This is a genomic window from Streptomyces prunicolor NBRC 13075 (assembly GCF_000367365.1).
In the GTDB taxonomy this organism is placed as follows: Bacteria; Actinomycetota; Actinomycetes; order Streptomycetales; family Streptomycetaceae; genus Streptomyces; species Streptomyces prunicolor.
In genome coordinates, this window is record NZ_BARF01000020.1 from 58,243 (window position 1) to 71,732 (window position 13,490).

Here is a 13,490-nt window from a genome sequence, read left to right on the forward strand (position 1 = left end):
ACCCCTTCCCCCCACAGAACTGGAACCATCGACTTTTACGTGCAGGATCCTGGGGGCTTCGATGGTGTGGTGGCAAGCTGGCCTGTGGGGCGCGCTGGGGGCCTCACTTGTCGAGGTGGCAGACTTTGTCCGCGTTCTGGAGACACATAAGAAGCTGCCCTGGAGAGTTGACGATGGTCCCTCGCGGGGGATCTATCTCCTAGCGGCGATCCTGCGACTTTCCCTCGGCGTTGGTGTGGCCATGGCGCTCGGCACATCGGGGCAGGTCTCGGGTGGCTTCGGTGCGGTCATCGCTGGGATCGCAGCGATGAAAATCATCGAACGACTCCAGAGTGAGGCATTTACCCATGGACAGCCTCTCGGCGGTCAACCCCTCATGGGGCCGAGACACCAGCTCGACGTGGCCTCTTCAAATCCGACGGAAGAGGTGAGCCGTGATGGGAGCTGACTCTGTCCTGGCTCAGCTTTGGTCAGTCATTACACGAACGCACCCCGTCTTTTCCGTCCCCCCGAAGGCGAAGCGAACGCTCACGCGCGGCGCGAAGCTCTGGTCGACCATGAACCGTACAAATTCCGCCTTTCTTTCGCCCGCGAAACATGATCGTTCACCGCACTCAGACGACGCACTGCGGGATGTGCCCGCTACCCCTGAGCCGTCCGAAGGTCATCCGACCGCCGCCAACGTGGGCAACGTCCACCTCCCCTGGCTCGTAATACGTCAGGACGAGAACGGCAACCGCTATCGCGTAGGTAGATTCGCAACTCGCGCTGAGGCACAGAGGGTCGCGGACAGCCTGGACGCTCGCTGGCACGCACAGCTGCACGCCGTCGAGCTCACTTTGGGTAGAACCGAGTGAGCGTGCCCAGCCCGGCCACCTGGAGTCCCCGGGCGCCGGGGTGGAGGCCAGGCCTGCCGCCTAAGGCTTCCGTCAGCAGCCACTTCGCCTGCTCCTCCCAGGCGCGGCCCGTGACGCGGAGGATGCACTCGCCGTCAGCTGCGAACAGCAGGGCGGGCCAGAGCAGTTCATAGCTACTCAAGTCCAGACTCACAGCGACATCATCACCCATCGGCGGCTCGCTCAGACCCCGGCCGTCGGACACCGTGCCGTATGGCGAGCACGCGACAAGGGTGCACAGCTCACCGGAGAAGAGGCTGTCAGTGGCTGCTGCCATCATCCGGGAGTACTCACGCCCCCTGCGGCAGCACAGTTGAGCTAAAGCACGATAGTTGTCGCGGTGGTGTGGGTCGTTCGTGTGGAAGTCATGGGCCGATGTCTACTGCCGCCGCAGTCAAGTGACTTGGCCACCTCAAGGCGCGCTCTCGACTACCTTGATCCGCATGTCGTGGATCGGGCGCGCGGGACACCAGATTCGCCGAGGGGAGAACCTCGACGCCTACTTGACGATCACCGTTTCGGTCATCCTCGCGGTGCTCAACCTCGCAGGCATCGTCTCGACGGACAAGGTTCTCGGCGCACTGCTTGCGGTGCTCGCTCTGCTGGCTACCGAAACGCTGATCACCAGGGCCAAGCTCGACACGATGGCCGCCGCGAGGGAATCCACGCCGAGTCCCGCACTCATGACGACGTTTCCGCCCTCCCATGAGGAGGACCTCCAGGGTGACGGTGACCTGTACCTGGCCGGTGTCTCCCTCACCAATGCGGTCCCCACGATCCTCCACGCCTTGGAGAGACGGTTACGCTCCGGCAGTCTCGTCCGCATCCTTGTGATCCAGCCGGCCTCGCCCGCCGAACAACTGGCCGAAAACCGGCTCGGAATCCAGGCGGATCACGCCCGTCGCACCGGGCAGACCCGTGGGACTCTCACACACCTCGAACGACTTCACCTCGCGGTAGGCGGGCGCTTGGAGGTGCGGGTGACCACTGAGGAACTGAGCTTCGGATGGACGCACATCGCGCCGGGGACATCCCGGGCGGTTCTCTATCTCCAGTACTACACGTACAAGATCCAGCGTGTGGAGAACATGAAGATGGTTCTTCGGCCCACAGACGGACAGTGGTACGACTTCCACCTGGACCAGTTGGAAGCGCTCTGGGCCAACGCCACGCCCTGGGGCACAGCTTCATAGCCACCAGCCTCGATCTTGAGCGGATCTGAGCGCTGCCGGGGCGGCCGGCAGGGTGGGTCTGCCGCATGCGAGCGCGGAAGGCCTTGCGGATCGCGGCCAGGTCCGCATCCTTCGAGAGCCCAAGCACGGGGTACAGATCAATGAACGCGATGTTCATGACCGCCCCCGTACTAGCGCCGGGCTAACAGCGCCGCCGGACGATCCTGAGCTGTCCCGGATGGGCCTGGCAGTTCCACATGCCTGCTGACCTGTGAGAACGAACGATTCCGAACTCATTCGGCATCATCCGGCTCATCGTCCGGCTGACTCTTAATCAGCAGGCCCGGGGTTCGAGTCCCTGGCGGCGCACCGAAGAAGGGCCCCTCGTTCCGACGAGGGGCCCTTCGGCATCCTCCGGAGTCAGTCGCCGATAGGCCGCCTCCCCCGGCGGCCGCCACCACACCGGATCGGGACAGGCAACCCCCTCCCGCCGCAGCCCCGCCCGGTGGATCTTGTTCGTCGCCGTCACCGGCATCCGCTCCACCACCCGTACGAACCGGGGTGCCATCTTCGTCCCCAGATCCGGCTGGGCCAGCAGGAACTCCGCGAAGTCGAGAGGGTCGAAGTCGCCGGCGAGGGTCGCCATGACCTGGTCCCCGGTCACCGGGTCCGGTACCGCGTAGACCGCCACCGCGTCGGCGCCCTCGTAGCGGGCGAGGATGTTCTCGATCATCGCGGCGGCGAGGTTCTCGCTGTCGACGCGGAGGCGGTCGTCGGTGCGGCCGGCGAAGTAGAGGTAGTCGTCGGGGTCGCGGTAGAAGAGGTCGCCGGTCCAGTACCAGCCCTCGCGGCGCCGTTCCGCGTCCGCCTCGGGGTTGCGCCAGTAGCCCTCGAAGGGGTTGGCGCCGCGGTTCACCAACTCCCCTATCGACTCTTCCCCGTTGAGCAGCCGACCGGCCGAGTCGAAGGCCGCCGGCGGGCACTCCGCCCGCGTCTCGGGATCGAGTACGGCGAGCCCGGGCGCCGCCCGCCCGACCGCCCCGGGCGGTGTCCCCGGCGACCACTGCACCGCCGCCCCGCCCTCCGAGGAGCCGTACCCCTCCACCAGCCGTACCCCGAACCGCCGTTCGAACGCCGCCGCGTCCACCGCCCCCGCCTCCGTGCCGAAGCCCATGCGCAGCGGGTTGTCCCGGTCGTCGGGGCGCTCCTCGGTGGCCAGGACGTACTGCACGGCGCGGCCGACATAGGTGAAGTACGTGGCCCCGTACGTCCGTACGTCGTCCAGGAACCGTGACGCCGAGAAGCGGCGGCGCAGCGCCACCCCCGCGCCGGCCACCAGGGCCGGTGCCCAGTCGGCGATCACCGCGTTGCCGTGGAACATCGGCATGCAGATGTAGTGCACGTCGTCGCGGAGGATTCCGAAGCTGTCGGCCAACGAGCGCCCCGCCGCCGCCAGTCGGCCCTGGGTGCAGATCGCGGCCTTCGGAGCGCCGGTGGAACCGGAGGTGAAGTAGAGCAGGACGCGGTCGTCTGGGGTGGCGCCGGAGAAGGCGGACGGGTGCGCGTCCGCGTACGGGGCGAGCAGGTCGGCGTAGGGCTGAGTGTCCGTCACCAGGAGGCGTACGCCGGGGGGTTGGAGGTCGCCGAGGAGCGGGAGGTGGGTGCGCTCGGTGACGAGGATCCGGCATTCGGTGTGCAGGATGTCGCGGGCCAGTTCGGGGCCGCGGCGGGTGGGGTTGATACCGGCGACGGCCGCGCCCGCGAGGGCCGCCGCGCTCAACCACAGGGGAAATTCAGGGGTGTTGTCGAGCAGTACGCCGACGTGGGGTGCGGCGCCTGGCGGTAGCAGGTCCGCGAGGAGCGCCGCTCTGGCCGCTGCGCCGGACGCCATCTCGTGGTGGGTGAGCACCTGTTGCCCGCACCACAGCCCGGGGCGGTGGTCGCCCCACCGTGCCTGCACGAGTTCCGCGACGGTACGCCTGCTGGACTCCATGAGGGCGCACGGTAGTTGACGTACCGTCAGATGTGGAGAGGCTACGGGGTCATGAAGTTGTCGGCCGCCGGGGCCGCCTCGTGGGTCACGACGATGAACCCGATGCAGAAGGCGATGAACGCGCCGAAGAACACCAGCGCGAGGCCTGTCCCCAGCATGAGCTTCGCGCGGGCCGGGGCCTCGGCGGTGGCCCGCTCGGGGTGGTCCGCCGTGTAGTACACGGTGACGATGTCGCCCTCCAGGACCGTCCCGGACCCGCTCCGCTCCTCGAACCGGACGGTACGGCCCTCGCGCGTCGTGAACTCGTAGACGTGGTGCAGCGTCGTCGACACCCTGGTGTCCCCGGCGCCGCCGCTGGTCGTCGTGTACGTCCGCAGACAGCGGGCCTCGGCCGTGAGACCGCTGCTCCAGGCCGTGCTCGTCGCACGCGCGCGGCGGAGCACCGCGACCGCGGCGCACAGCACCACGACGATGATGAGTACAGGTATGACGTAGAACAGCGCATCCATGGTGTCCCCCGAGGTCAAGTACCGCTTGATGGAGGGAACCTACCCCCGGGGGATGCCGGACTGTCTCAAGCAATGCTCAGAACCTCGCGCTCACGACCTCAACGTCAGAACGTGACGTCGTCGCAGGAGTAGAACGCGTTGGTCGTGTCCGAGATCGTCCACACCGCGACGATCACATGGTGACCGGAGAGGCCGGACGGGAGCGTGCCGGTGTGAGAGATGGTGGACGAGGAGGGGCGCTGGCCGTTGTAGGGGACGGTGAGGAACGGGGTGGTGTTGAGGTCCGAGCGGGCCAGGTTGTGGTTCTGGTTCCAACCCGCCTTGGTGACGTAGTACTTGAAGTCCGTCGTCGCGTGGATCGCCGTGAACTGCCAGCGGAACGTGTACGACTGACCACCCGTCACCTTTGTCGTCGGCCAGGCGGCGCCCGACGGGGCCTTCGGTGCGCTGAGTTGGCTGAAGCGGCTGATCCCGCCGTTGCAGATCTGGCCGTCGGCGGGGCCTGCCCCCGGGAAGCCCTTGGGGCCTTCGACGCTCTGCGGCTCGTACTGGATGTCACCGCAGTTGGTCACCGTGCCGTTGGCACAGAGCTTCTGCCTGCTGATGGGGAGGTCGGTGTAGCCGTGGCTGCTCGCGGCCCCGGACGAGAGCACGATGGCCCCGGCCGTGGTGAGCCCGAGCACGCCCGCGTACCACTTGGTCTTTTTGCGCATGCTGCCGCTCCTGGAGAACGTGTGGGGAGTTCCGTGAGCCGTGCAGGTCTAGACCAAGTCTCAGATTATTGCCCTTACTTGACCGTGTCCATACCGCTCACGGCGCGGCTTCTCCCCGTCTCACGGCGCGGCTTCTCCCCGTCCCGAGCAGAACGCGACCGTCAAGTCCTTCACCAGCGCCTTGCGTTCGTAGTCGTCCAGCTCCACCAGACCCCGCATGGTCAGCCGGGTCACCGTGTCCTCCACGGAGTCGACCACCGACGTGAGCATCGTCGCCCGCTGCTGCGCGTCCAGCGTGGCGATACGGCGCCGGGTCATCGCCGCGGCCACCTCCGGGGCGTACTCCACCCGTACCGGCCGCACCGAGAACACCTCGATGCCGACCGGCGCCGAGTCCGCCGCGACCAGCCGGGTCAGCGCGTCGGCGGCCAGGTCGGCCGAGCCCTTCGCGCCGCCGCCCGGCACCTCCACCGGCACCCGGGCCAGCGCCGCCTCCACGCACTCGCGCAGATACGTCTCGTGGTCCTCGACCCCGAGCGTGGCCCGCGCGGTGTCCCGCACCCGCCACACCACGAGCGTCACGACCCGCAGCGCGACCCCGTTCGCATCGGCCCCCGGCATCGGCTCACCGCGCCAGTGCCGCAGCCGTACGTCGACCCGGCGGCGCAGCAGCAGCGGGTTGACCCACATCAGCCCGGTACGCCGGACGGTCCCCCGGTACCGCCCGAACAGGCCGAGCACCCAGGCCCGTCCGGTACGGCCCCGGGCCAGACCCCCGAAGCCGAACAGACCCAGCGCGCCCGCCCCGGCGTACGCGGCCCACTGCGCGGGGCCGAGTCCGGCACCGGCGTAGAACGGCAGTCGTAGCGCCTCGGTCGCGAGCGGGGGCAGGACGCCCGCCCACCAGGAGGTGGCGAGGCAGCCGGCGAGTCCGCAGGTGCCGGCGAGCACGCCCGCCGAGCCGGGGAGCACCCGGGCCGGGCGTTCCACCAGGTCGGGGTCGACCTCTGGGGCCGGGCGCGGCCTGGCCGGGACCGGGCGGCGGAAGCGGGGCTGCTCGCCGGTGCCCTGCCGGCGCGCCACGACGGCGGGCCTGAGCGGGACCGAGACCGGGTCGGGGTCGTCACGGAACAGCAGGTGGACGGGGATCTCGGTGGTCGCCTCGTTCTGGATGAGCCGCGCGGGACGGGTCTGTCCCTCGGGCGGCCCCTCATTGTTCTCGGGCGTCTGTGATGTGGTCGTCGTACTCATGGTTGCCTCCAGCCTCCGCGCCAGATGCGTCACAACGGGTGGGGATGTGCGTGATTACGAGAAGAGGCGACGCCAGGTCTCCGGGCCCGGGTAGCCGTCCGCCGCGCCGCCGCGCCAGCCCTGGGCGCGTTGGAAGGACTCGACGTTGCGGCGGTCCGGCTCGCCCCAGCGCGGGCCCGGGCCGGTCGTGTAGTACTTGCCGAAGCCCTTCTTGACCAGCTGTTTTCCGAGTTCGGTGACGTACTTGTTGGTCGCGCCGGGGCGGAACACGGCCTTGCCCGGATAGCCGGGAACGCCGTGCGAGGAGGGGACCGACGCGGGCGGGCCCGCCGCTCCCACGGCCGCCGGGCCTCCGACGTTCTTGCCCTTGCCGGTGACGAGGAGTTGCCAGGTCTGCGGGCCGGGCAGGCCGTCCGCGTCCGCGCCGGTCCAGCCCTGGGCGAGCTGGAAGGCCTGGGTGGCCCGCCGGTCCGCGTCCGACCAGTGCGGGCCGGGACCCGAGGTGTAGTACGCGCCCGCACCCCGGGCGACGAGCATCGTGCCGAGCTGGGTGACGTACTTGTTGTTGGCGCCCGGGCCGAAAGACGCCGCTCCCGGGTACGGCGTGTTCGTCTTGCCCGCGCCCGCCGGGGTCACCGGAGCCACGGGTGTCACCCCTTCCGTACCACCCGTCAAGCCCCTGTAGCGGTACGGCACATAGCTGTCCGAGTGGCTCCAGTACGCGTACGGCGTGGACTGGCGGCGGGCGTGCGAGGGGGTCTCCTCCAGGGCGATGTAGTAGGTGTGCGTGTAGTCGGTCCAGCCGCCGAAAATGACGACGTGCGAGCCTTTCTCGGGGTTCGCGAGATTGTGGAACAGGAGAATGTCGCCGGGTTCCAAGTCGTCCTTGGAAATACGCACCCCGTACTGGTCGAGGCTCCCGGTCCATTCGTTCCCCGGCAGCCCCCAGGCCATCGAGACGAACCCCGAGCAGTCCTGCCGGTAACCGTCCGACCAGTACGCGTTCATGCTGTACGGCACCTGCGCGGCGATCCAGATCTTGGCCCGGTTGATGATCTCCGCGCGGGTGGTCGTGGGCGCCTTGACCGCACCGGCCGGCTTCGCCGGTTTCCCGCTCGGGCCGTGCAGCGGGGCCTTGCCGCCCTGCGGGGTCGCGGGCTCGTCACCCGTGTCACCTGCGGGGACACCGGGGCGAGCCGGTGCGTGGGGGGCGGCCGCGGCCGGTACGGCGTGCCCCGCGGCGAGGGCGGCGGACGCGGCGGCCACGAAGAGGACCCGCTGGGCGGCGGGGTGGCCGACGATCCGGCCGGTCGGGGAATGCGGCCGGCGGCGCCGCCGGTCGGCACATCCGGGGCAGTCGCAATCGCTCGCGGGATCGAATTCCTCGAATACCGGAGTCTCCATGCGACGCCCCTCACACTCCAGGTGGAAATATCCGCGCTCGTGCACATCCGCCAGCTTCTCAACTGTCTTCCGGACTCGCATGTTGACGGTCCGAATGATGTACAGGGGCCACACCCGGGCCTGTCCGGGGGCGGTCGGGAGCACCCCCCTGCATCCGGTAGAGTTGTGCAGGTCAACGCGCGCGCCGCTAGCTCAGTTGGTTAGAGCAGCTGACTCTTAATCAGCGGGTCCGGGGTTCGAGTCCCTGGCGGCGCACGATGACGATGGCGAGGCACGTTCGCAGAAAGCGCGAGCATGCCTCGCCATCGCTGTTTTTGCACGGCTTCGCCGCGCGCGGTGGGGGCTCCGCCACCCACACCCCCTGACCCGGCACCACGCTGACCGTGGCTGAAAAGTCCGGCCCCCGAAATCCCCTCGCGGCACCGGAGGCCCTCCGCACTGCGGGGGGCCTTTTGCGTGGGCGGAAGACCTGCATGGGCGGAGCATCCGTACCGGCGGAACACAGCTCGCCCCCCGTTTGGCCGGATACCCTCTGGCCATGACAGCCCGTGACCTGCAGGAGCGGATCAAGAAGCTCATCCTCGACCGTCGGCTGTCCTCCGGGGCCCCGCTGCCGACCGAGCCCGAGCTGATGGTGTTTCTCGGTGCGAGCCGGAACTCGGTGCGCGAGGCGCTCAAGGCGCTGCAGGCGATGGGGATCGTCGAGATCCGGCACGGGTTCGGGACGTACGTCGGCCCGATGTCGCTCGCGCCGATGGTCGAGGGGCTCGCGTTCCGTACCGTCGTCGGGCACTACCGGGGCGAGGACAGTCTGCTCCAGCTGCTCGAACTGCGGGAGGCGGTGGAGTCGGGGCTCGTGGCCCGGCTCGCGGGGCGGCTTCCGGAGCGGGATCTCGTCGAACTGGACGCGCTGGTACGGCAGATGGAGCGGGAGGCCGCCGAGGGGGTTGGGCTCGCGGCCACCGACCGCGCCTTTCACGCCACCCTGTACCGGGGGTTGGACAACGCGCTGCTGAGCGAGGTCCTGGACGCGTTCTGGGACGCCTTCCACCGCGTCCACACCGATCTCGCGGCCGGCCCGCAGGACCCCGGGGTCACCTGCCGCCAGCACCGGGAGATCCTCGACGCGGTCAGGTCCGGGGACGCGAAACGCGCCGAGCGCGCCATAAGAGAACACTTCGACAACGTGCGCACAAGACTGTCCACAACGGCTCCACATGATCCCCACACCCGCCCCAATGAACGCGTATGACCGGTAAACACCGCGTTTCGTGTCTTGCGATCAAGCTGAGCACCGTAGAACCCTGGTTTTGAAGATACTGCCGGTACACGGCAGTTGAGGGGATACAGAACCGGTTGCGCGGTTTCGCGGGGAGGAGGGGCCCCGCTCGGGAACAGATGTCGGAGGGGGCATCTTGCAACCGGACGGTCGCGGTCGCACATCTCCGTGAGTGGACTGTGTGGTGACTGTGGCCACCACTGACACGCCCGTCGAGGGTCGAGGGGGACGCCCGGCGGGCGGCCGAGACAAGCAGACACGCGCGCTTCCGCGTGTGGGGGGATGACTCATGACGTCGACGCCGACGGGCGCCCGACAGGGCTTCGACCCGTCCCGAACCACCGAACTCAGAGTCCCGGGCCACCGGACCGGCAGCTTCCGCCGGATCAAGAACACACTTCCGAGATACGACTACGAGCACTACAGCCGCCTGGCGGGACCTCTCACGCAGCCCGAACCGGGCAAGCCGTACAAGGTCCAGTACCGGTCGCTGCTGTCGCAGGAGACGCACCGCGTGCGCGCCGCCCTCATGCTGAGCGCGGCGCCGCTGCTGTCCCTGATCCTGCTCGGCTGGCTGATGCAGCCCGAGCACTGGACCCAACGCGACTATCCCGCCTACGACTTCCTGCCCGCGCTGGACATCGTGATGCTGGTCGCGATCGGTCTGATCGAGTTCTTCCGCTGCATGAACGTGCTGTCCAACGCGCACGCCACGCTGGTCGCCCGCGACCCCATCCCGGTGGTGCCCGAGATGGGCACACGCGTCGCGTTCATCACGACGTTCGTGCCCGGCAAGGAACCCCTGGAGATGGTCACCAAGACCCTGGAGGCGGCCGTACGGCTGCGCCACCGGGGCCTGTTGCACGTGTGGCTGCTCGACGAGGGCGACGACCCCGAGGTCAAGGCCGTCTGCGGGCGGCTCGGCGTACACCACTTCACCCGCAAGGGAGTCGAGAAGTGGAACCGCCCCAAGGGCGCGCACCGCGCGAAGACCAAGCACGGAAACTACAACGCCTGGCTGGAGGCGCACGGCGACGAGTACGACTACTTCGCCTCCGTCGACACCGACCACGTGCCGCTGCCCAACTACCTGGAGCGGATGCTCGGTTTCTTCCGCGACCCGGACGTCGGATTCGTCATCGGCCCCCAGGTGTACGGCAATTACGAGGGCCCGGTCACCAAGGCGGCCGAGTCGCAGCAGTTCCTCTTCCACGCCCTGATCCAGCGCGCCGGCAACCGCTACGGCTCGCCGATGTTCGTCGGCACGTCAAACGCCGTACGGATCAAGGCACTTCAGCAGATCGGCGGGCTGTACGACTCGATCACCGAGGACATGGCCACCGGCTTCGAGATGCACCGCGCCAAGAACCCTGCCACGGGGAAGAAGTGGAAGTCGGTCTACACGCCGGACGTGCTCGCGGTCGGCGAGGGGCCCAGCCGCCTGGACGGACTTCTTCACGCAGCAACTCCGGTGGTCCCGGGGGACGTACGAGACCATCCTCAAGCAGTACTGGAAGGGCTTCTTCTCGATGCCTCCGGGCAAGCTCTTCAACTACACCATGATGATCATCTTCTACCCGATGTCGGCCCTCAACTGGATACTGGCGGCGCTGAGTTGCTCCCTGTTCCTGGGCCTGGGCGCCTCGGGTGTGAACATCGACCCGACGGTGTGGCTGATGCTCTACGGCAACGCGTCCGCGCTGCAGATCGGCCTCTACATCTGGAACCGGCGGCACAACGTCTCCCCGCACGAGCCGGAGGGGTCGGGCGGGGTCGCCGGCATGGTGATGTCCGCGCTGTCGGCGCCGATCTACGCCCGCTCGCTGCTGGACGCCGTGCTGCGCCGCAAGAGCAAGTTCGTGGTCACGCCCAAAGGTGATTCGGCCAGCCCCGACACGCTGTTCGGGACGTTCCGGGTGCACTGGTTCTTCATCCTGATCTTCGCCGGGTCGCTGATGGCCGGGGTCGAGAACGGGCACTCCCACCCGGCGATGATCACGTGGACCACGTTCGCGCTGCTGATCACCGCGTCGCCGATCCTGGCGTGGCGGTACATGGTGCGGCAGGAGAAGAAGCAGTCGTCCGCTGTCCTCCCGGACGAGCCTCAGGACGCCGTTCCGCCGCCGCAGGCGCTGCCGGTCGCGCATGGCCCGCAGCAGAAGCCCAGTTGGGTGGCGTCGGGCACGGGCAGCGGTGGTGGCGAGCAGACCATGCAGATCGCGCTCGGTGGGCTGGGGGGTCGTAAGGAATGAAGGAAGCCGGCCGGCGCCGTGCCCGTCGACTCGCGATCAGCACGGTGGTCGTCATCGCCCTGGCCGGGATGAACGGGCCCTGGCTGTACAGATTCGGGACCGAGAGATACCACCAGTACGTCATCAACAAGCCCGAGTACAAAGCCGACAACGGGCACTGGGACATCGTCCAGTTCCCCAAGGAGTACCGGCAGGACACCATTCACGCGGTGCTGCTGCACACCGGGAAGGTGCTGCTGGTCGCGGGCTCGGGGAACAACCAGGACAACTTCAACGCGAAGAAGTTCGAGTCGCGGATCTGGGATCCCGTGAAGGGGACCATCAAGAAGGTCCCGACTCCCGCCGACCTGTTCTGCACGGGGCACACCCAACTCGCCAACGGGAACATCCTCATCGCGGGCGGCACCCAGAAGTACGAGAAGCTGAAGGGTGACGTCAAGAAGGCCGGCGGGGTCATGATTCTGTACAACGAGAATCCCGACAAGCCGATGACGCTGCCCAAGGGCACGAAGTTCACGGGCAAGGCGAACGGTAAGTCGTTCGTGTCCACGGACTCGGTGCTTATTCCGCGTGCGACCAAGGTGTTCGACAAGAAGACCGGCAGGTTCCTGCGGAACAATCCCGGTTACGCGCGGATCGTCGTCGAGGCGCCGAAGGAAGGTACCAAGTACGAGACCGGCGCCCAGGACAACTACCGGATCCAGGGGCTGACCGGGGCCGACGAGCGCAACACATACGGGATCGGGAACAAGTTCGGGCTCGACAAGCGGGACTTCGAGGGGATCAAGAACGCGTACGAGTTCGATCCGGTCGCCGAGAAGTACATCAAGGTCGATCCGATGAACGAGGCTCGGTGGTATCCGACGCTCACGACTCTGTCGGACGGCAAGGTACTCAGTGTCTCCGGGCTTGATGACATCGGTCAGTTGGTGCCGGGGAAGAACGAGATTTTCGATCCCGCGACGAAGAAGTGGACGTACACGAAGACGAAGCGGCAGTTCCCTACGTATCCGGCGTTGTTCCTCATGGAGAACGGGAAGCTGTTCTACTCGGGGTCCAATGCGGGGTACGGGCCGGACAACGTGGGGCGGGATCCCGGGATCTGGGACGTCGACACCAACTCGTTCACCAAGGTGCCGGGGCTCAGTGATCCGAACATGTTGGAGACCTCGGCGACTGTGCTGTTGGCTCCGGCTCAGGACGAGAAGTACATGGTCATCGGGGGTGGGGGTGTTGGTGAGTCGAAGTTGTCCACCAACAAGACTCGGCTCGTTGATCTGAAGGACGCGAATCCTGTGTTTGTGGACGGGCCCTCGTTGGAGAAGGGGACTCGGTATCCGCAGACGTCGATCCTGCCTGATGACACGGTTCTTGTGTCGGGTGGGTCCGAGGATTATCGGGGGCGTAGTGAGTCCGATATTCTTCAGGCTCGGCTGTATCACCCGGATACGAACAGCTTCGAGGAGGTCGCCGATCCGCTGGTCGGGCGGAACTATCACTCCGGGTCGATTCTGTTGCCGGACGGGCGAGTGATGTTCTTCGGGTCCAATCCTTTGTACGCGGACAAGGCGGACACGAAGCCGGGGGTTTTTGAGCAGCGGATCGAGATTTACACGCCGCCGTATCTTTACCGGGATTCTCGGCCGGATCTTTCTGGGGGGCCAGGGTCCATTGCTCGGGGGGCTTCGGGGACGTTCACCTCGGCGCATGCGTCTTCGATCAAGAAGGTGCGGTTGATTCGGCCGAGCGCGTCCACGCATGTCACGGATGTTGATCAGCGGTCCATCGCGTTGGACTTCAAGACGGCTGGGAACAAGATCACGGTGACTGTGCCGAAGGATCGGAATCTGGTGCAGTCGGGGTGGTACATGCTGTTTGTGGATGACGATCAGGGGACGCCCAGTAAGGCGGTGTGGGTGAAGGTGCCGTAGGGGTTGTTATTTGGCTGCGGGTGCGTGGGGGCTGGTCGCGCTCGCGCGGCGGAGCCGCAAATCGATACAGTCCCCCGCCCCTAAAAGACA

General features: G+C 67.4%; 11 protein-coding genes, 1 tRNA gene and 2 pseudogenes. 7 read left to right on the forward strand and 7 right to left on the reverse strand.

What is annotated here, in order from left to right:
• The first annotated feature begins 115 nt into the window (after window positions 1-115).
• Complete coding sequence (locus SPR02S_RS62935; protein ID WP_158697795.1) at window positions 116-448, forward strand: hypothetical protein; 333 nt, start codon at window positions 116-118, stop codon at window positions 446-448.
• Window positions 449-635: 187 nt separating this feature from the next.
• A complete protein-coding gene (locus SPR02S_RS64750) occupies window positions 636-857 on the forward strand; it encodes an SPOR domain-containing protein (protein ID WP_078622848.1) in 222 nt (73 codons plus the stop codon).
• Here the strand turns inward: SPR02S_RS64750 and SPR02S_RS09150 are convergent.
• Window positions 835-1,173 carry a hypothetical protein gene (locus SPR02S_RS09150; RefSeq protein ID WP_158697796.1) on the reverse strand — a complete coding sequence of 113 codons (339 nt, stop codon included), beginning with the start codon at window positions 1,171-1,173 and terminating at the stop codon, window positions 835-837. The two genes, SPR02S_RS64750 and SPR02S_RS09150, sit on opposite strands and share 23 nt — an antisense overlap.
• A gap of 157 nt (window positions 1,174-1,330) precedes the next feature.
• Between SPR02S_RS09150 and SPR02S_RS64755 the strand changes: the two genes are divergently transcribed.
• Window positions 1,331-2,089, forward strand: coding sequence for a hypothetical protein (locus SPR02S_RS64755; RefSeq protein WP_245607532.1), 759 nt, complete (start codon window positions 1,331-1,333; stop codon window positions 2,087-2,089).
• A 37-nt stretch (window positions 2,090-2,126) separates the two neighbouring features.
• Here SPR02S_RS64755 and SPR02S_RS66110 read toward each other — a convergent pair.
• The 6 genes and pseudogenes from SPR02S_RS66110 to SPR02S_RS09180 all read right to left on the reverse strand — a co-directional run.
• Window positions 2,127-2,246 (reverse strand): annotated as a pseudogene (locus SPR02S_RS66110) (DnaJ domain-containing protein); the annotation flags it as partial.
• Between the two features lie 156 nt (window positions 2,247-2,402).
• The gene (locus tag SPR02S_RS09160; RefSeq protein WP_019056648.1) at window positions 2,403-4,061 is read right to left on the reverse strand and encodes a long-chain-fatty-acid--CoA ligase; all 1,659 of its coding nucleotides are present in this window, start codon (window positions 4,059-4,061) and stop codon (window positions 2,403-2,405) included.
• Between the two features lie 41 nt (window positions 4,062-4,102).
• On the reverse strand, window positions 4,103-4,570 hold the full coding sequence (locus SPR02S_RS09165) for a DUF3592 domain-containing protein (protein ID WP_019056649.1): 468 nt from the start codon (window positions 4,568-4,570) through the stop codon (window positions 4,103-4,105).
• A 104-nt stretch (window positions 4,571-4,674) separates the two neighbouring features.
• Window positions 4,675-5,283, reverse strand: coding sequence for a lytic polysaccharide monooxygenase auxiliary activity family 9 protein (locus SPR02S_RS09170; RefSeq protein ID WP_019056650.1), 609 nt, complete (start codon window positions 5,281-5,283; stop codon window positions 4,675-4,677).
• Window positions 5,284-5,403: 120 nt separating this feature from the next.
• Entirely contained in the window at window positions 5,404-6,534 is a 1,131-nt protein-coding gene (locus SPR02S_RS09175) for an SPFH domain-containing protein (protein WP_019056651.1), read from the reverse strand.
• A gap of 54 nt (window positions 6,535-6,588) precedes the next feature.
• On the reverse strand, window positions 6,589-7,938 hold the full coding sequence (locus SPR02S_RS09180; protein ID WP_026150363.1) for a peptidoglycan-binding protein: 1,350 nt from the start codon (window positions 7,936-7,938) through the stop codon (window positions 6,589-6,591).
• Window positions 7,939-8,119: 181 nt separating this feature from the next.
• On the opposite strand from SPR02S_RS09180, the gene SPR02S_RS09185 reads away from it, so the two are divergent.
• The 4 genes and pseudogenes from SPR02S_RS09185 (at window position 8,120) to glxA (ending at window position 13,400) form a co-directional block, all read left to right on the forward strand.
• Window positions 8,120-8,193, forward strand: a tRNA-Lys gene (locus tag SPR02S_RS09185).
• A 283-nt stretch (window positions 8,194-8,476) separates the two neighbouring features.
• The gene (locus tag SPR02S_RS09190; RefSeq protein WP_019056653.1) at window positions 8,477-9,190 is read left to right on the forward strand and encodes a FadR/GntR family transcriptional regulator; all 714 of its coding nucleotides are present in this window, start codon (window positions 8,477-8,479) and stop codon (window positions 9,188-9,190) included.
• Between the two features lie 316 nt (window positions 9,191-9,506).
• A pseudogene (locus SPR02S_RS55455) lies at window positions 9,507-11,469 on the forward strand (glycosyltransferase family 2 protein).
• Window positions 11,466-13,400, forward strand: coding sequence for a radical copper oxidase GlxA (glxA, locus tag SPR02S_RS09200; RefSeq protein WP_019056654.1), 1,935 nt, complete (start codon window positions 11,466-11,468; stop codon window positions 13,398-13,400). The pseudogene SPR02S_RS55455 and the gene glxA overlap by 4 nt, the downstream one beginning before the upstream one ends.
• The last annotated feature ends 90 nt before the right edge of the window (window positions 13,401-13,490 follow it).

Coding starts and splice junctions, on each gene's coding strand:
- SPR02S_RS09180 (WP_026150363.1), bottom strand. CDS start 7,938: ATGGAGACTCCGGTATTCGAGGAATTCGATCCCGCGAGCGATTGCGAC.
- glxA (WP_019056654.1), top strand. CDS start 11,466: ATGAAGGAAGCCGGCCGGCGCCGTGCCCGTCGACTCGCGATCAGCACG.
- SPR02S_RS09160 (WP_019056648.1), bottom strand. CDS start 4,061: ATGGAGTCCAGCAGGCGTACCGTCGCGGAACTCGTGCAGGCACGGTGG.
- SPR02S_RS09150 (WP_158697796.1), bottom strand. CDS start 1,173: ATGGCAGCAGCCACTGACAGCCTCTTCTCCGGTGAGCTGTGCACCCTT.
- SPR02S_RS09190 (WP_019056653.1), top strand. CDS start 8,477: ATGACAGCCCGTGACCTGCAGGAGCGGATCAAGAAGCTCATCCTCGAC.
- SPR02S_RS09170 (WP_019056650.1), bottom strand. CDS start 5,283: ATGCGCAAAAAGACCAAGTGGTACGCGGGCGTGCTCGGGCTCACCACG.
- SPR02S_RS09175 (WP_019056651.1), bottom strand. CDS start 6,534: ATGAGTACGACGACCACATCACAGACGCCCGAGAACAATGAGGGGCCG.
- SPR02S_RS09165 (WP_019056649.1), bottom strand. CDS start 4,570: ATGGATGCGCTGTTCTACGTCATACCTGTACTCATCATCGTCGTGGTG.